This window comes from Paraburkholderia phymatum (assembly GCF_040965635.1).
GTDB lineage: Bacteria > Pseudomonadota > Gammaproteobacteria > Burkholderiales > Burkholderiaceae > Paraburkholderia > Paraburkholderia phymatum_B.
Genome location: NZ_JBFRCH010000015.1, coordinates 32,393 through 49,235 on the forward strand (window position 1 = coordinate 32,393; position 16,843 = coordinate 49,235).

At 64.6% G+C, this 16,843-nt stretch carries 15 protein-coding genes; 10 read left to right on the forward strand and 5 right to left on the reverse strand.

Annotation, left to right across the window (positions count from 1 at the left end):
* Nucleotides 1-198: 198 nt before the first annotated feature.
* The 7 genes from AB4Y32_RS23545 (at nucleotide 199) to AB4Y32_RS23575 (ending at nucleotide 8,098) form a co-directional block, all read left to right on the forward strand.
* Complete coding sequence (locus tag AB4Y32_RS23545; protein ID WP_368723648.1) at nucleotides 199-1,290, forward strand: sulfate ABC transporter substrate-binding protein; 1,092 nt, start codon at nucleotides 199-201, stop codon at nucleotides 1,288-1,290.
* Between the two features lie 144 nt (nucleotides 1,291-1,434).
* Nucleotides 1,435-2,337 carry a sulfate ABC transporter permease subunit CysT gene (cysT, locus tag AB4Y32_RS23550; RefSeq protein ID WP_368723649.1) on the forward strand — a complete coding sequence of 301 codons (903 nt, stop codon included), beginning with the start codon at nucleotides 1,435-1,437 and terminating at the stop codon, nucleotides 2,335-2,337.
* Nucleotides 2,334-3,302 (forward strand): sulfate ABC transporter permease subunit CysW, encoded by a 969-nt coding sequence (cysW, locus tag AB4Y32_RS23555; RefSeq protein ID WP_368723650.1) that lies wholly within the window; start codon nucleotides 2,334-2,336, stop codon nucleotides 3,300-3,302. The genes cysT and cysW overlap by 4 nt, the downstream gene beginning before the upstream one ends.
* A gap of 15 nt (nucleotides 3,303-3,317) precedes the next feature.
* On the forward strand, nucleotides 3,318-4,376 hold the full coding sequence (locus AB4Y32_RS23560; protein ID WP_368723651.1) for a sulfate/molybdate ABC transporter ATP-binding protein: 1,059 nt from the start codon (nucleotides 3,318-3,320) through the stop codon (nucleotides 4,374-4,376).
* Nucleotides 4,377-4,443: 67 nt separating this feature from the next.
* Complete coding sequence (locus tag AB4Y32_RS23565; RefSeq protein WP_368723652.1) at nucleotides 4,444-5,370, forward strand: CysB family HTH-type transcriptional regulator; 927 nt, start codon at nucleotides 4,444-4,446, stop codon at nucleotides 5,368-5,370.
* Between the two features lie 103 nt (nucleotides 5,371-5,473).
* Nucleotides 5,474-6,505 carry an asparaginase gene (locus AB4Y32_RS23570; protein ID WP_439899828.1) on the forward strand — a complete coding sequence of 344 codons (1,032 nt, stop codon included), beginning with the start codon at nucleotides 5,474-5,476 and terminating at the stop codon, nucleotides 6,503-6,505.
* A 330-nt stretch (nucleotides 6,506-6,835) separates the two neighbouring features.
* Complete coding sequence (locus tag AB4Y32_RS23575) at nucleotides 6,836-8,098, forward strand: sorbosone dehydrogenase family protein (RefSeq protein WP_368723654.1); 1,263 nt, start codon at nucleotides 6,836-6,838, stop codon at nucleotides 8,096-8,098.
* Nucleotides 8,099-8,495: 397 nt separating this feature from the next.
* Here the strand turns inward: AB4Y32_RS23575 and AB4Y32_RS23580 are convergent, their stop codons facing one another.
* The 3 genes from AB4Y32_RS23580 to gcl form a co-directional block, all read right to left on the reverse strand.
* Nucleotides 8,496-9,404 (reverse strand): 2-hydroxy-3-oxopropionate reductase, encoded by a 909-nt coding sequence (locus tag AB4Y32_RS23580; RefSeq protein ID WP_368723655.1) that lies wholly within the window; start codon nucleotides 9,402-9,404, stop codon nucleotides 8,496-8,498.
* Nucleotides 9,405-9,483: 79 nt separating this feature from the next.
* Nucleotides 9,484-10,284 (reverse strand): hydroxypyruvate isomerase, encoded by an 801-nt coding sequence (gene hyi / locus AB4Y32_RS23585; RefSeq protein WP_368723656.1) that lies wholly within the window; start codon nucleotides 10,282-10,284, stop codon nucleotides 9,484-9,486.
* Between the two features lie 115 nt (nucleotides 10,285-10,399).
* Nucleotides 10,400-12,175: a glyoxylate carboligase gene (gene gcl / locus AB4Y32_RS23590; protein WP_368723657.1), complete on the reverse strand. Its 1,776-nt coding sequence runs from the start codon at nucleotides 12,173-12,175 to the stop codon at nucleotides 10,400-10,402.
* Between the two features lie 186 nt (nucleotides 12,176-12,361).
* Between gcl and AB4Y32_RS23595 the strand changes: the two genes are divergently transcribed.
* The gene (locus tag AB4Y32_RS23595; protein WP_368723658.1) at nucleotides 12,362-13,270 is read left to right on the forward strand and encodes a LysR family transcriptional regulator; all 909 of its coding nucleotides are present in this window, start codon (nucleotides 12,362-12,364) and stop codon (nucleotides 13,268-13,270) included.
* Nucleotides 13,271-13,300: 30 nt separating this feature from the next.
* Here AB4Y32_RS23595 and AB4Y32_RS23600 read toward each other — a convergent pair whose 3' ends face one another.
* On the reverse strand, nucleotides 13,301-13,624 hold the full coding sequence (locus AB4Y32_RS23600) for a cupredoxin domain-containing protein (protein ID WP_368723750.1): 324 nt from the start codon (nucleotides 13,622-13,624) through the stop codon (nucleotides 13,301-13,303).
* Between the two features lie 67 nt (nucleotides 13,625-13,691).
* On the reverse strand, nucleotides 13,692-14,603 hold the full coding sequence (locus tag AB4Y32_RS23605; RefSeq protein ID WP_368723659.1) for a metallophosphoesterase: 912 nt from the start codon (nucleotides 14,601-14,603) through the stop codon (nucleotides 13,692-13,694).
* Between the two features lie 156 nt (nucleotides 14,604-14,759).
* Here AB4Y32_RS23605 and AB4Y32_RS23610 point away from each other — a divergent pair, with 156 nt between their 5' ends.
* Nucleotides 14,760-15,596 (forward strand): RNA polymerase sigma factor, encoded by an 837-nt coding sequence (locus AB4Y32_RS23610; RefSeq protein ID WP_368723660.1) that lies wholly within the window; start codon nucleotides 14,760-14,762, stop codon nucleotides 15,594-15,596.
* Entirely contained in the window at nucleotides 15,586-16,533 is a 948-nt protein-coding gene (locus AB4Y32_RS23615) for an anti-sigma factor (RefSeq protein WP_368723661.1), read from the forward strand. The genes AB4Y32_RS23610 and AB4Y32_RS23615 overlap by 11 nt, the downstream gene beginning before the upstream one ends.
* Nucleotides 16,534-16,843 lie beyond the last annotated feature (310 nt).

Consider the following 16,843-nt stretch of genomic DNA (forward strand, 5'->3'; position numbering starts at 1 on the left):
CTTTACCACGTTTGCATATTAAAAAATGAAGAAACATTATTTTTAATGATGAAAGCCCTTCGATAGACTGGCCTCCACTGATGCAACAACAGCGCAGAAGTCGTGCCAAAGCCGCTTCCAGCTTGCGAAGCAGCGAATTTCGGCAGGCAGCGGAAGCGCCGGACGAGCGAAATCAAACCAACAAGACGGAGAAGGTCGATGGGCAATCGGAATACGGGGTTCGCGGATGCGGTGACGACGGTGCAGGCGCCACACGCGACGCCGCGCGTGGCGAAAGGCGGCGGCGCGAAGCGGTTCATCGCCGCGCTCGCGCTGGGTGCGGCGTCGGCTGTCGGCATGATTTCGCAGGCGCAGGCCGACACGACGCTGCTGAACGTGTCGTATGACCCGACCCGCGAGCTGTATCAGGACGTCAACCAGGCGTTCGGCAAGGAATGGAAGGCGAAGACGGGCGAATCGGTCACGTTCAAGCAGTCGCACGGCGGCTCGGGCGCGCAGGCGCGCTCAGTGCTCGACGGCCTGCAGGCGGATGTCGTCACGCTGGCGCTCGCCTACGACATCGACGCGCTCGCCACCAAGGGCATCGTGGACAAAAACTGGCAGAAGCGCCTGCCCGACAACGCGTCGCCGTACACGTCGACGATCGTGTTTCTCGTGCGCAAGGGCAACCCGAAGCACATCAAGGACTGGGACGATCTCGTGAAGCCGGGCGTGTCGATCGTGACGCCGAATCCGAAGACCTCGGGCGGCGCGCGCTGGAACTATCTGGCCGCGTGGGCGTATGCGGCGCATCAGCCGGGCGGCAACGATCAGAGGGCGAAAGAGTTCGTCACGAAGCTCTATAGGAACGCCGGCGTGCTCGACTCCGGCGCGCGCGGCGCGACGACGAGCTTCGTGCAACGTGGCATCGGCGATGTGCTGATCGCCTGGGAAAACGAAGCGTTCCTGTCGGTCAAGGAATTCGGCACGGACAAGTTCGAGATCGTGGTGCCGTCGGCGAGCATTCTGGCCGAGCCTCCCGTGGCCGTGGTCGACAAGGTGGTCGACAAGCACGGCACGCGCAAGCTCGCTGAGGCGTATCTGAACTTCCTGTACAGCGACGAAGGCCAGGAGATCGCCGCGAAGAACTTCTATCGTCCGCGTTCGAACAAGGTGCCCGCCGCGCTGACCGCGAAGTTTCCGAAGCTGAAGCTGTACACGGTCGACGACTCGTTCGGCGGCTGGGCGAATGCGCAGAAGACGCACTTTGCCGACGGCGGCGTGTTCGATTCGATTTACCAGCCGCAATGACGTAGTGCGCATCGACGTCCTGTAGCGATGTTGGAACGGGGCGCGTCCGCGAGGCGCGCTTTCGGCAATAGACGAGTAGCACATATGCGGGCGAGGCATGGGCCATCCACGCACCGCGACGCATAACCCTGAAGGGCATGGAGCATGACGACGTTCAACTTGCGCAAGCCGAGCGCGATTCCCGGCTTTGGCGTGACGCTCGGTATCACGGTGGCGTATCTGAGCCTCGTGGTGCTGATTCCGCTGGCGGCCACTTTTCTCAAGACGGCGACGCTCGACGGGAGCCACTTCGTGCGCGCGGTCACGTCGCCGCGCGTGCTTGCTTCGTACCGGCTGACATTTTTCGCAGCGCTCGGCGGCGCGCTGATCAACGCGGTGTTCGGCTTTCTCGTCGCGTGGGTGCTGGTGCGCTACCGGTTTCCGCTGAAGCGGATCGTCGATGCCGTCGTCGATCTGCCGTTCGCGCTGCCGACCTCCGTCGCCGGCATTTCGCTTGCGGCCATCTATTCGGGCAACGGCTGGATCGGCCAGTTTCTCGAACCGCTCGGCATCAAGATCGCGTTCACGCCCGCCGGCGTGCTCGTCGCGCTGACGTTCATCGGTTTGCCGTTCGTCGTGCGCACCGTGCAACCCGTGCTCGAAGAGTTCGAGCGCGAGCAGGAAGAGGCGGCCGCGTGCCTGGGCGCATCGCGCTGGCTGACGTTCTGGCGCATCGTGTTGCCCGCCGTGTTTCCCGCGCTGCTGACGGGCTTCGCGCTGGCATTCGCGCGCGCGCTCGGCGAATACGGCTCGGTGATCTTCATCGCGGGCAACGTGCCGATGAACTCGGAGATCACGTCGCTGCTGATCATCACGAAGCTCGAGCAATACGACTACGCAGGCGCAACGGCGCTCGCCGTCGTGATGCTGGTGGTGTCGTTCGTGATGCTGCTGCTGATCAACACGTTGCAATGGTATCTGCAGCGGCGCATGAGCCGCGCGCGCACGGCGCCTTCCGTGCCGGGCGCGGCGACGCATGCCGCTGCGCTGACGGGAGGTGCGCAATGAGCCGGAATCCCGCGGTGATTTCGCGCGCGGCCGTGGGCAATGCGAATGCCGCGCGCCGTCCCGATCCGGTGACGGAGCCGCGCGCCGTGCGATGGATACTGACGGGCATCGCGCTGCTGTTTCTCACGCTCTTTCTCGTGATGCCGCTCGTCGCGGTGTTCTATCAGGCGCTCGCCAAAGGCGTCGCGTTCTATTTCGAATCGCTCGCCGATCCCGATGCCGTGTCCGCGATCAAGCTCACGCTGCTGACGGCCGCGATCGCGGTGCCGCTCAATCTCGCGTTCGGTCTCGCGGCGTCGTGGTGCATCGCGAAGTTCGAGTTTCGCGGCAAGGCGCTGCTGACTACGCTGATCGATCTGCCGTTCTCGGTGTCGCCCGTGATCTCCGGTTTGATCTATGTGCTGATGTTCGGCGCGCAAGGCTGGTTCGGCCCGTGGCTCGCGAATCACGACGTGCAGATCATCTTCGCGGTGCCCGGCATCGTGCTCGCGACGATCTTCGTCACGTTCCCGTTCGTCGCGCGCGAGCTGATTCCGTTGATGCAGGCGCAAGGCAACGACGAGGAAGAGGCGGCACATGTGCTCGGCGCGTCGGGCTGGCAGATGTTCCGGCGCGTCACGCTGCCGAACGTCAAATGGGGCCTGCTGTATGGCGTGATCCTGTGCAACGCGCGGGCGATGGGCGAGTTCGGCGCGGTGTCGGTGGTGTCGGGCCACATTCGCGGGCAGACGGACACGATGCCGCTGCACGTCGAGATTCTCTACAACGAATACAACTTTTCGGCGGCGTTTGCCGTGGCGTCGCTGCTCGCATTGCTCGCGCTCGTGACGCTCGGACTCAAGCTGCTCGCCGAGCGTCATCTGTCGGCGGAACTGGCGAGCGCGCGCGACGTGCCCGCGCAGGCTGGTCCCGTTCAGTCCTCCGGCGCGGCGTCGCACGAGCGGGCGGCACATTCGGTTCAGTAAGGAGAGTGGTCGAAGATGGGCATCACCGTACGCAATCTGCAAAAACGCTTTGGCGACTTCACCGCGCTCGACAACGTCTCGCTCGACTTTCCGCCGGGCGAGCTTGTCGCGCTGCTTGGGCCGTCCGGTTGTGGCAAGACCACGCTGCTGCGCGTGATCGCAGGCCTCGAATACGCGGACGCGGGCGAGGTCCTGCTGCAAGGCCAGGACGTCGCGGAAGTGGGCGCGCGCGAGCGCAATGTCGGCTTCGTGTTCCAGCACTACGCGCTGTTTCGTCATATGACCGTGTTCGAGAACGTCGCTTTCGGTTTGCGCGTGAAGCCACGCAAGGAGCGCCCTTCGGAAGCCGCGCTTCGCGAGAAGGTGCACGAACTGCTGAAGCTCGTGCAGCTGGACTGGCTCGCGCAACGCTATCCGTCGGAGCTGTCGGGCGGGCAGCGGCAGCGGATCGCACTGGCGCGCGCGCTGGCCGTCGAGCCGAACGTGCTTTTGCTTGACGAACCGTTCGGCGCGCTCGATGCAAAGGTGCGCAAGGAACTGCGCAGCTGGCTGCGGCGCCTGCACGACGACCTGCATATCTCGACGATCTTCGTCACGCATGACCAGGAAGAGGCGCTCGAAGTCGCGGACCGCATCGTCGTGCTGAATCACGGACACGTCGAGCAGGTCGGCAGCCCGCAAGACGTGTACGATCATCCGCAGACGTCGTTCGTCTACGAGTTTCTCGGCGCGGCGAACCGTCTGCACGGCAGCGTCGACGGCAAGGGCTTCGTCGTCGATGGCGCCGCGCAGCCGATCGCGATCGACGCGCATTTTCAGGGCCCGGCCTTCGCGTATGTGCGTCCGCACGATCTCGCGCTGTATCCGCAGTCGGCGGGGCATCGCGAGGGCATCGTCGTCGGCGTGCGGCGCGTGGTGACGCTGGGCGGTTCGGTGCGCGTCGAGCTCGAAGCGCGCGAAGGCCATGTGCTCGAAGCGGAACTCGATCGCGAGGCATGGCGTGCCCTGCAACTGGCCGTCGGCGACCGCGCGACGGCCGTGCCGCGCGCGCTGCGCGTGTTTCCCGCGCAGTGATTCGTGCGTTTATTTCCCATGATGCAGCTAACAACACATTGACTCTGGCTGAACCGGAGACTTCAACATGAATTTCCAGCAATTGCGTTTCGTGCGCGAAGCCGTGCGGCAGAACATGAACCTGACGGAAGTGGCGAACGTGCTGTACACGTCGCAGTCGGGCGTATCGAAGCAGATCAAGGACCTCGAAGACGAACTGGGCGTCGACATTTTCATCCGGCGCGGCAAGCGCCTGACGGGCCTCACGGAACCCGGCAAGGCCGTGCATCAGCTGATCGAGCGGATGCTGCTCGATGCGGAGAACCTGCGCCGCGTCGCGCGTCAATACGCGGATCAGGACAACGGCCATCTCGTCGTCGCGACGACGCACACGCAGGCCCGCTACGCGCTGCCGAAAGTGGTGCGCCAGTTCACCGAGGTCTATCCGAAGGTGCATCTCGCGCTGCGCCAGGGCAGTCCGCAGCAGATCGCGCAGATGATCATCAACGGCGAAGCGGACATCGGCATTTCGACGGAAGCGCTCGACCGTTATCCGGACATCCTGACGTTCCCGTGCTATTCGTGGCATCACGTCGTAGTCGTGCCGAAGGATCATCCGCTCGTGGGCCGCGAGAACCTGACGCTCGAAGAGATCGCGGAGTACCCGATCGTCACGTATGACCAGGACTTCACGGGCCGCTCGCATATCGACCAGGCATTCGCTAAGGCGGGCGCGCTGCCCGACGTCGTGCTGACGGCCATCGACGCCGACGTGATCAAGACCTACGTCGAGCTCGGCATGGGCATCGGCATCGTCGCGGCGATGGCGTTCGATCCGAAGCGCGACACGGAACTCGTCGCGCTCGACACGCAGCATCTGTTCGAGGCGAGCACGACGCGTGTCGGCTTGCGCAAGGGCGCGTTTCTGCGCGGCTACGCGTACCGTCTGATCGAGATGTTCGCGCCGCAACTGCACGAAGCGGACATCGCGAGCCAGCTGCGCGAAGCGGCATGAGCGGCATGAGCGCGGCATAAGCGTCGCAGGCATCGCGGGCCTCACGCGAAGGCTTGCGTTTTCATCGATGGCGGCGACGAGCGCATCGCTTACAATCGCCGCCATGAATACTTCCACGACTACCTCTACATCGTCCGCGCTGCCGCGCATCGCCGTGCTCGCCACAGGCGGCACGATCGCGGGCGCGGCGCCCGATGCGACCAATACGTCGGGCTATCAGGCGGGCGTCGTCGGCGTCGGTCAACTGCTTGCGGCCGTGCCGGCGCTGGCGTCGGTGGCGAATGTGCAGGCCGAGCAGGTCGCGAGCGTCGACAGCAAGGACATGGCGCTGGCGCTGTGGACGAAGCTCGCGCAGCGCATCGACGAACTGCTGGCATCCGGCGAGATCGACGGCGTCGTCATCACGCATGGCACCGACACGCTCGAAGAAACCGCGTATCTGCTGCACCTCACTGTGAAGAGCGACAAGCCCGTCGTGCTGACGGCGGCGATGCGGCCGTCGTCGGCGTTGTCGGCCGATGGTCCGCTGAATCTGCTCAACGCGGTGACGGTGGCGGGCAGCCCGCATGCGAAAGGGCAAGGCGTGCTCGTTGCGTTCAACAACCGCATCCATAGCGCGCGCGATGTCGTGAAGACGAGCACCTATGCCGTCGATGCGTTTCACTCGCCGGAAATCGGCGCGCTCGGCTGGGTGCAGGACGGACGCGTCGAGTTTCAGCGTGCCGTCGTGCGGCCGCATACGACGGCGACGCCTTTCGCGATCGCTTCGATCGGCGCGCAATGGCCCGTCGTCGAAGTGGTGGCGAGCTATGCGGGCGCGTCGCGCATCGCCGTCGATGCGCTCGTGGCCGCGGGCGTGAAGGGCATCGTCGTGGCGGGCACGGGCAACGGCTCGATCCACGCGACCGTGCAGACGGCGCTTGCCGAGGCCGCGGCAAAGGGCGTGGCGATCGTGCGCTCGTCGCGCGTCGGCTCGGGACACGTGATGCGCAACGGCGCTGCGTCCGACGATGCGCTCGGTTTCGTGACGGCGGGCGCGCTCAATCCATACAAGGCGCGTGTGCTGCTGATGCTCGCGCTAGCGGGCGGACACGCGACGCCGGCTGCATTGCAGAACGTGTTCGACACTTACTGAGCCGTCTCGCGCGAAGGCAGCCGGCTACATTGCCTGTCGCTTTCCGTAAGCCTTGTTGCGTTCATCATTCGCATCTGCCGCGACGTCAGCGACGTCGCGCGCTTTCCCTTCACGCTCCCGCAAGCGGCGCAGCCTGCATCGACGATGACTCCCGTGACGTCGATGCAGACCGCCATTCATCTCTACGTTTGCTTCAACATCGCCTATAACAGTCAATAGCCCGACGATTGAGGTACGCAGACCCTCATCACCTGAAGCGCACGAAGCGTTCATGTCTTTCCAGTAGTTGCAAATCCAACAAACGGCACCACGATGAGTGGAGACATCACGATGAACGCAATTCCGAGGCTTCTGCCGTTCGCCGTCAGCGCAGCGCTCGTGGTTCTGCCTGCTGCGCACGCGGCTCAGGACAACGTGCAGGCTTTGTCGAACTTCAAGACGACGGGCAATACCAGGCCGGCCGAAGTCGTGCCGCAGACAGGCGCGCGCGCCGATGCGCTGCGCGGGAACCTGAAGGCGATCAGGCTGCCGCCCGGCTTCAGGATCGAGCTATATGCCGTCGTGCCCGAGGCGCGTGCGATGGCGGTCGAGCCGTCGACGGGCGTGGTCTTCGTCGGTACGTACAAGGATCACGTGTGGCAGGTGACGGACCGCACGAAGCGGCGGGTCGCCGACGACGTCGTGCAATTCGCGAGTTCCATCAACTTCAAGGTGCCCAACGGGGTGTGCTTTTCGGCAGACGGCGTGCTGTACATCGTCGAGCAGAACCGCGTGCTGGCGTTTCCCGCCGCGCAATTCTTCGGCGAACGTGGGCCCGACGTCGCGGCCGCCGTCGTCGTGCAGCAAGGCAAGCTGATTCCGACACAGTTCGAAAGTTTCAACCATGGCGCGCGCTACTGCCGCGTCGGGCCGGACAAGAAGCTGTATATCGCGCTGGGCCAGCCCTGGAACGTGCCGCCGAAGGACAAGCTCGCCGAGCTCGACAGGAACGGTCTGGCAGGCATCATCCGCATGGATCAGAACGGCAAGAACCGCGAGGTCTATGCGCACGGCGTGCGCAATTCGGTGGGCCTCGATTTCAGCCCTAAAGACAAGACGCTCTGGTTCACCGACAACCAGGTGGACGGCATGGGCGACGATATCCCGCCCGGCGAACTCAACCACGCGACGAAGGCAGGCGAAAACTTCGGCTTTCCGTGGTACGGCGGCGGCAAGGTGCGCACGGAAGAGTACAGGAAAGACACGCCGCCCGCCGGCGTCGTGTTCCCCGCGGTCGAATACGCGGCGCACGCGGCTGATCTCGGCATGACGTTCTATACGGGCAAGATGTTCCCGGCGAAGTACCAGGGCGGCATCTTCGACGCTGAGCATGGCTCATGGAATCGCACGAAGCCGATCGGCGCGCGCATCATGTTCACGCCTGTCAAGGATGATGGCACCGTCGGCGAGACCGAGGTGTTTGCGGAAGGTTGGCTCACGCCGAACGGCGAGTATATGGGGCGTCCCGTCGACGTGCAGCAGTTGCCGGACGGATCGCTGCTCGTATCCGACGATTACGCGGGCGCGATCTATCGGATCTCATACGCCAAATGAAGGCTTCGTCGTGCAGAAACAAGCGCTATCCGATCGAAGCGCTGCGGGATTTCAAACAGGGCGCGCGGCAGAACAGCATGATGTCGATAGTTGCGGATATCGCGAACGTGGCCGAGTTCTATCACAGCCTCAGCCAATGAGCAGCGTGTAGTGCGAGAACCGGTTCGACAATCCGACAGCAGGACACCCGACGATGACGTCTGACCGACCAAGGCTTCCCCGTCATCGCCGGGTGCCGCTGCGGACCCCACTTGCCGCCCTCAGCCCAGAGCGGCATGATTTGCCCGATCCGATGCGTGCCGCGCGCCGGACCGGGCGCCCCACCTGTGCGCTGCCGTGAACATCGATACGGCAGCTTGCGTTGCCTGCTTCTATTCGGTAAAGGAGGCCCTGAAACTCACGCCGCTTTCTGATCGGCAGCGGGTGCTTGCGCGACTTCGAAATTCGCCATGATTTCGAGCGCGCGGACCATCGCCGAGTGATCCCATGCCTTGCCGCCGTTCGCCGCGCACACGCTGAAGAGTTGCTGCGCGCTCGCCGTGTGCGGCAACGCGATGCCCAGCTTGCGCGCGCCGTCGAGCGCGAGGTTCAGGTCCTTCTGGTGCAGCTCGATGCGGAAGCCCGGATTGAACGTGCGCTTCGTCATGCGCTCGCCGTGCACTTCGAGAATGCGCGACGACGCGAAGCCGCCCATCAGCGCCTTGCGCACGCGCTCGGGATCGGCGCCCGAACGCGCGGCAAACAGCAGCGCTTCGGCGACGGCTTCGATGTTCAGCGCGACGATGATCTGGTTCGCGACCTTGCAGGTCTGGCCCGCGCCGTTGTCGCCGATCAGCGAAACGTTCTTGCCCATCAGGTCGAAGAGCGGCTTGGCGAGATCGAAGGCCTTTTGCGGGCCGCCGACCATGATCGTCAGCGTCGCATCGCGCGCGCCGATTTCGCCGCCGGAAACGGGTGCATCCAGATAGTCGCAGCCCAGTTCGTTGATCTTCTTCGCGAACGCCTGCGTGTCGAGCGGGGAGATCGAGCTCATGTCGATCACGAGCTTGCCGTTCGTCAGACCCTTCGCGACGCCGTCATCGGCGAACAGCACGTTCGCGACATCGGGCGTGTCCGGCACCATGACCACGACGATGTCGGCAGCCTGCGCGACAGCCGTCGAATCGGCGACGACCGTGGTCGTCCTGGCGAGATCTTCGGGCACCGGGTACGCGCCGTTGACGAACAGCGAATGGCCGCCCTTGATGAGGTTGCGCGCCATGTGCGAGCCCATGATGCCGAGGCCGATGAATCCGATCTTTGCCATTGAATAAGTCTCCAGAAAATGAGGTTCGAAAAATGTGCTCGTGTGCTGACGGGCCGGGCCGCGATTTCAGGCCGCGATTTCAGGCAGACGCATGCGCGCGATTCACGCCCGCGACGCTTTCCAGCCAGCCGAGGCCTTCCGTAGTCGTCGTGCGCGGCTTGTACTCGCAGCCGACGTAGCCCTGATAGCCGAGCGAATCGAGCAGATCGAACAGAAACCGATAGTTGATTTCGCCCGTGCCCGGCTCGTTGCGGCCCGGGTTGTCGGCGAGCTGGATGTGGGCGATGCGCGCGAACTGCTTCTTGATCGTCGCGGCGAGTTCGCCTTCCATCCGTTGCATGTGATAGATGTCGTATTGCAGGAACAGGTTGTCGGAGCCGACAGCGTCGATCACATCGAGCGTTTGCGCGGAGCGGTTCAGCGCGAAGCCCGGAATGTCGTATGAGTTGCACGGCTCGACGAGCAGCCTGATGCCTTCCTTCTTGAGTTCGGCAGCGGCGAAGCGCAGGTTGTCGACGATCGTTGCGCGCGCCTTGTCGGCGTCGACGCCCTTCGGAATGCCGACGAGGCAGTTCAGTTGCGGCACTTTCAGCGCCTTCGCGTATTCGATCGCGCGGCCCACGCCTTCCTGGAACTCGCCGACACGGTCCGGCAGCGATGCGATGCCACGCTCGCCTGCTTCCCAGTTGCCCGCGGGCAGGTTGTGCAGCACGAGCTTCAGCTTGTTCTGCTCGAGACGCTCCGACAGTTCGTTGGTCTGATACGGATAGGGGAACAGAAATTCGACAGCGTCGAAGCCCGCATCCGCGGCCGCGGCAAAGCGGTCGAGGAACGGCACTTCGTTGAACAGCATCGTGAGATTGGCGGCAAATTTCGGCATGTTGCTTTTTCTCTCTGGTCGGTCAAATTGAACAGCGTGAACTGCGTGGTAAGGATGGACGCGCTTCGTTCGAAGCGCATCCGTCCAGGTGAAGCGGATGCAGCCGGTACGGCGATCAGTCGAGCAGGCTGACGGCGCTCGGCGCATCGGCGCGCGTCACGGCGAGATCTTCGAACTCGTTGATCGCGTCGATCTCGGTGCCCATCGAGATGTTCGTCACGCGCTCGAGGATCACTTCGACGATCACGGGCACGTTGAACTCGGAGAGCATCGACTGCGCTTTTTCCAGTGCGGGCTTGATGTCTTCCGGCTTGAACACGCGGATCGCCTTGCAGCCGAGACCCTCTGCGACGGCCACGTGATCGACGCCATAGCCTTCGATTTCCGGCGCGTTGATGTTGTCGAATGCGAGCTGCACGCAGTAGTCCATGTCGAACGCGCGCTGCGCCTGGCGGATCAGGCCCAGATACGAGTTGTTCACGACGACATGCACGTACGGCAGCTTGAACTGCGCGCCCACGGCCAGCTCTTCGATCATGAACTGGAAGTCGTAGTCACCCGACAGCGCGACGATCGGGCGCTGCGGATCGGCGGCACGCACGCCGAGTGCAGCCGGAATCGTCCAGCCGAGCGGGCCGGCCTGGCCGCAGTTGATCCAGTTGCGCGCCTTGAACACATGCAGGAACTGCGCGGCGGCGATCTGCGACAGGCCGATCGTGCTCACGTAGCAGGTGTCGCGACCGAACACCTGGTTCATCTCTTCGTACACGCGCTGCGGCTTAATCGGCACGTTGTCGAAGTGCGTCTTGCGTTGCAGCGTGCGCTTGCGCGCCTGGCACTCCTCGACCCATGCGCTGCGGTCTTTCAGCTTGCCAGCGGCCTTCCACTCCTTCGCGACTTCGACGAACAGTTCGAGCGCGGCCTTCGCATCGGACACGATGCCGAGATCCGGGCCGAACACGCGGCCGATCTGCGTCGGTTCGATGTCAACGTGCACGAACTTGCGGCCCTTCGTGTAGACGTCGATGCTGCCCGTGTGACGGTTCGCCCAGCGGTTGCCGATGCCGAGCACGAAGTCGGACGCGAGCATCGTTGCGTTGCCGTAGCGATGCGACGTTTGCAGGCCGACCAAGCCCGCCATCAGCGGGTGATCGTCGGGAATCGCGCCCCATGACATCAGCGTCGGAATCACGGGCACGCCGATCGTTTCCGCGAACTGCACGAGCAGGTCTTCAGCGGCTGCATTGAGCACGCCGCCGCCCGAGACGATCAACGGCTTTGCGGAGTCGTTGAGCATCGTGAGCGCCGCTTCGATCTGCTTGCGCGTCGCAGCGGGCTTGTAGACGGGCAGCGGCTCGTACGTGTCGATGTCGAATTCGATTTCGGCGAGCTGCACGTCGATCGGGAGATCGACCAGCACCGGGCCCGGACGGCCCGAGCGCATCAGGTGAAAGGCCTGCTGGAACACGCGCGGCACGAGCGCCGGCTCGCGCACGGTGACGGCCCACTTCGTGACGGGCTTCGCGATCGATTCGATATCGACGGCCTGGAAGTCTTCCTTATACAGACGCGCGCGCGGCGCCTGGCCCGTGATCGCGAGGATGGGGATCGAGTCGGCGGAAGCGGAGTAGAGGCCCGTGATCATGTCGGTGCCCGCGGGGCCCGACGTGCCGATGCACACGCCGATATTGCCGGGCGCTGCGCGCGTGTAGCCTTCCGCCATGTGTGATGCGCCTTCGACGTGGCGCGCCAGTACGTGACTGATGTTGCCCGCCTTGCGCATGGCCGAGTACAACGGATTGATCGCGGCGCCCGGCACGCCGAAAGCCGTGTCGATGCCTTCTTTTTCGAGCACGAGCACTGCTGCGTCGACGGCTCTCATCTTGGCCATGTGTGTCTCCTGAAGTCTGTCTTGCCGATGTGTCAAAGGGTGTTGGGCACACTTTAAAACTGCATCCAAGGTTTGATAAGATCATTCACGGTCGTTTATTCCAAAACAAAAAGTATGGAATGTAGATGGGTGCCAATTGGATGGGGCGCCGGGGAATGGACGTGGCACGGGACAGGAGAAACGACAATGGACCGCTTCAAACAGATCGAAACGTTCGTGCGCGTCGCGGACGCGGGCAGCCTCGCGTCGGCCGCGCTCGAAGAGGGTGTGTCACCCGTGATTCTCGGGCGGCGCATCGACGCGCTCGAAAAGCGGCTCGGCGTGAAGCTGATGTACCGCTCGACGCGGCGGCTCGTCGTCAGCGAAGAGGGCGCCGCATTTCTCGAGCGGTGCCGCGGCCTGCTCAGCGAATGGGATCAGGCGGAAAACGAACTGATGGCGGGGCGGCGCTCGGTGAACGGGCATCTGATCGTGTCGGCGCCCGCCGCGTTCGGACGCAAGCACGTCGCACCGCTCGCGCCCGTATTCCTGAAGGACAAGCCGGAACTGCAGATCTCGTTCAATCTCACCGATCGTGTGGTGGATCTGGTGCGCGAGGGCTATGACCTGTCGATCCGCATCGGCGGCGCCGTCGATCCGAACTTCGTCGCCGTGAAGCTCGCGACGAACCGGCGCGTGGTGTGCGGTACGCCCGAATACTTCCGCAAGCACGGCAAGCCGAAGACGCTCGAAGACCTGCCGAAGCACAACTGCCTCGCGTTCAACCTGCAAGGCGGCCAGAACCGCGGCTGGTATTTCCGGCGCAACGGCAAGCTGACGACGGTGCGCGTCGGCGGCACGCTCGATTGCAACGATGGCGAATTGCTGCACCGCTGGGTGTCGGAAGGGCTCGGGCTCGGCTGGCGCTCGACGTGGGAAATCGATCAGCAACTCGCGCGCGGCGAACTCGAAACCGTGCTCGACGAATACGCGCTGCCCGATTACGACATCCTCGCCGTGTATCCGCAGCAGCGCTACGTGCCCGCGAAAGTGCGCTACTTCATCGACTATCTGAAAGAGGTGTACGCGCGCTCGGATTACTGGGCCAACGCGTAGAGCCAACGCGTAGAGCCGACGCATGGCTGGCTAGCCGACGACGATCATCCCGTTCATCGTCTCGTGTCCCGATCCGCAGAAGATATCGCACAGAAAATCGACGTTGCCCGCCGGCCCCGCCTGCGCCGGCACACGCACGACGGTGCCCGGCGGCACGTCGGCGCGCACGTTGTACTGCGGGATCGAGAAACCCATCACCGTGTCCTGCGCGGTCAGCTCGAACACGACCTTCTCATTGGGCGCGAGCTTGACCTGATTGGGCGTGAAGACAAACCTGCGCGCGTGAATCCTGATCACGCGCGGCTCGGCGGCCCGGGCGTCGAAACGGCCCGAGACGGCGAGCACCACGCCCATGCCGATCAGCGTGAAGAGGCGTCGTCGTTTTCCGTCGAAGGCAAGCGATTGCATGGTGGTCTCCCCTTTATGTCGTCCTGATGGGCATCTCGTTGAGCGCGAGCGCGCCGGATTGCGGCGCTACTTCGACGCGCCGCCAGCCCAGCCCGCGATACGGCTCCGACGCGTCCCACGGCACGGGCAGCTTCTTCGCTTGCGACATCGCAGGCGGCAGCGGGAACATCAGCGAGCGCGCCGCGTGATGCGCGATGCCGCCCGTCATCATGTGATGCTCCTGATGGATGTGCCCGTAGAACACGGTCACGTACTTGCGCCGGCTCAGCACGTCGATCACCTGCGCGCCGTCGCGCGTCGCCCAGTCCCATTGCGGCGCGAGATCGAAGAGCGGCCGGTGCGTGAAGAGAACGATGCGCGCGTCCTGCGGCTGGCGGTCGATATCGGCGGCGAGCCACGCGATCTGCTCCGCGCCGACGCGGCCCGCCGGGTCCGACACGTTGTCGAGGGTGATGAAGTGCACGCCCTTGTGATCGAACGTGTAGTGCGTCTGCCCGAAGTGCTCCTTGTACGCGGCGCCCGCATCGAGGCTCGCGTCGTGTTCGCCCGGCATCAGATAGAGCGGCTTCACTTTCAGTTGCGCGACGATCTGCTGGAACTGGCGCATGCGCTCGTGGCGCACGGCGGGGTCGTCGGTGGTGTGCGTGAGGTCGCCCGTGAAGATCACGAAATCGGGCGGTGAGGGCAGCGCGTTCACGGCGGCGATCGCCTTGGGGAGCGTGCCCTTCGGATCGGGGTTGACGCCGGGGCCTTCGAAACCCCAATGGGCGTCGGAAAGCTGGACAAAGTAGAAATCGTCGTCGCGTCCGTAGGTGAAGCCGGGCAGCCCCGACGCGAATGCTGCGCCGCCGACGGCCGACAGCCGCAGGAAGTCACGCCGGCTGAGGCCTTTCAGCTGGTTTGGGTCTTTCAGACTGTTTTTCATGGGAAACCTCGCGATTTAGGGACTCGTCTGCTGTACCGAGCGGCCACGTTTTCTATTCCCGGTTTCATTTTTTTCGGCGCGTGCGAAAGCTGGGAATAAACTGGATCGAGGGCCGGTATTGCAGCCATGAAGTCTGGGCGAGCCTGGAGGGGATCGGTGACTGAGACGGAAAAACCTGCTGCCGCAGGCGATGCCGGTGATACATGTGACGCAGGCGCCGAGGCGGCGCGCAGTCTGCGCTTTCAGCAGATGGCGCTGCCGCATCTCGATGCCGCATACAACCTGGCGCGCTGGCTATGCGGCAACCCGAATGACGCCGACGACGTCGTCCAGGAAGCGTTCATGCGCGCGTTCCGCTTCTTCGACACGTTCCACGGCGAGACGGCGCGGCCGTGGCTGCTCGCGATCGTGCGGCGCACCTGGTACACGGAATGGCGGCGGCGCTCGGGCGTGCACGCGACGGTCGAATTCGACGAGAACCTCGACGACGAGACGTTCGAAGGCTGGAGCGCAAGCTCGCCCGATCCGGAAACGCTGATGCTCCGCGACGAGGACACACGGCTCGTGCACGAAGCGCTGGGGCAATTGCCCGTCGAATATCGCGAGGTGCTGATTTTGCGCGAACTGGAGGAACTGAGTTACCGCGAGATCGCGACGATTGCGGACTTGCCCGTGGGCACCGTGATGTCGCGGCTCGCGCGAGGACGTCGAAAGCTCGCGACGGCGTTGACGTCGTTGTTGGCGCAGGGGAGCGCGCGGACGGCAAGCGGCGAGCGCGGTGGCGGCGGCGCGCGGCGGGTGCCGGATGGGGCAGGCGATGTGCCGGGGGCGCGGCCCGCTGTGCGCTCATCGGCTCAGCAGGCGGGTCCGGTGCAAGGCGGGACTCCCGGCGGTGTGCCCGACGGCCCACGCAAAACCGAAAGCGGCTGGTTGCCGCACACCCCCGGCACGTTGCCGGGCGGAATCGCAAAGGAGGCGCCAGATGGACTGTAATGAAGCGCGGCCGCTTCTCGATGCGAATGCGGACCATGAACTCACGCCGCCACAGTCGCTCGACGTGCAGCGGCATATCGAAAGCTGCGAGGCTTGCCGGAGGGAAAGCGAAATGGTGCGGGCGATGAAGGGCGCGGTGCGCACGGCGGCCTATCACCGCGCGCCTGACGCGTTGCGCGCCAGGATCATGGCAGCGCTGCCTCCCGTGGACGTCGCCGAGTCGCAATGGCGGGCGCGCGCGAGCGACGGGCAGACCGAGCCGCGCGCGAGGCGCCGCAAAGGCTGGCTCGACTGGCTGCGGCTGCCGCAGGGCGGCGGCTTCGGGACGCTGGCGGGCGAGGGCGGTGTGAGCGGATCAGGTAACGGTGCCGGAAGTGCAGCCGGGTGGCACGCGGGCACGGCTTGGCGCGGCGGTCTCGCGCTCGCGCTGTGCGCGCTCGTTGCAGCGGGGATCGCGGTGACGCTGCATCGCACGGGCGAGCCGGCGCCGTTCGTCGATCAACTGGTCGCGAGCCATGTGCGCGCGCAACTGTCGGGGCACGACATCGACGTCGTATCGTCGGATCAGCACACGGTGAAGCCGTGGTTCAACGGCAAGCTCGACTACGCGCCGCCCGTCGAGGATCTGACGGCGAGCGGGTTTCCGCTGGCGGGCGGACGGCTCGATTATGTCGGGCATCGGCGGGTGGCGGTGCTCACGTACCGGCATGCGAAGCACGTGATCGACGTCTACGTGTTTCCCGAGGACGACCCGGCCGCCGGCAAGCCCGGCCCGGCACTCGTGCGCGACGGGTATGCGCTCGCCCGCTGGCGCGACGACGGGATGATGTGGTGGGCCGTCACCGACGCTGCGCCCGAATCGCTGACGGCGCTGCAGGCCGCGCTGAGCGCGCGGCTGCACGGCGAAGCGCCCGGCGCGCCGTATCCGGGCAGTTGAGCGACGACCGAGCGTGCAGACGAGCGACGACTGAGGAGCGACGACTGAGCGACGACCCAACGACGACCCAGCGACGACCCAACGACGACACAACGACGACCCAACGACGACCCAACGACGACCCAACGACGACCCAACGACGACCCAACGACGACCCAACGACGACCGAATGGGCAGCCGAGGACTGCCCGATTTCCTAAGCCCTTGAAAATACGACCGAATCGGCCGTGCGGCGCACGTTTTATGTTGCAAGCAGTGTCGATTCAGGTTATAGTTTCCGGCTTCTCACTTGCCACACCGGTTCCGACGC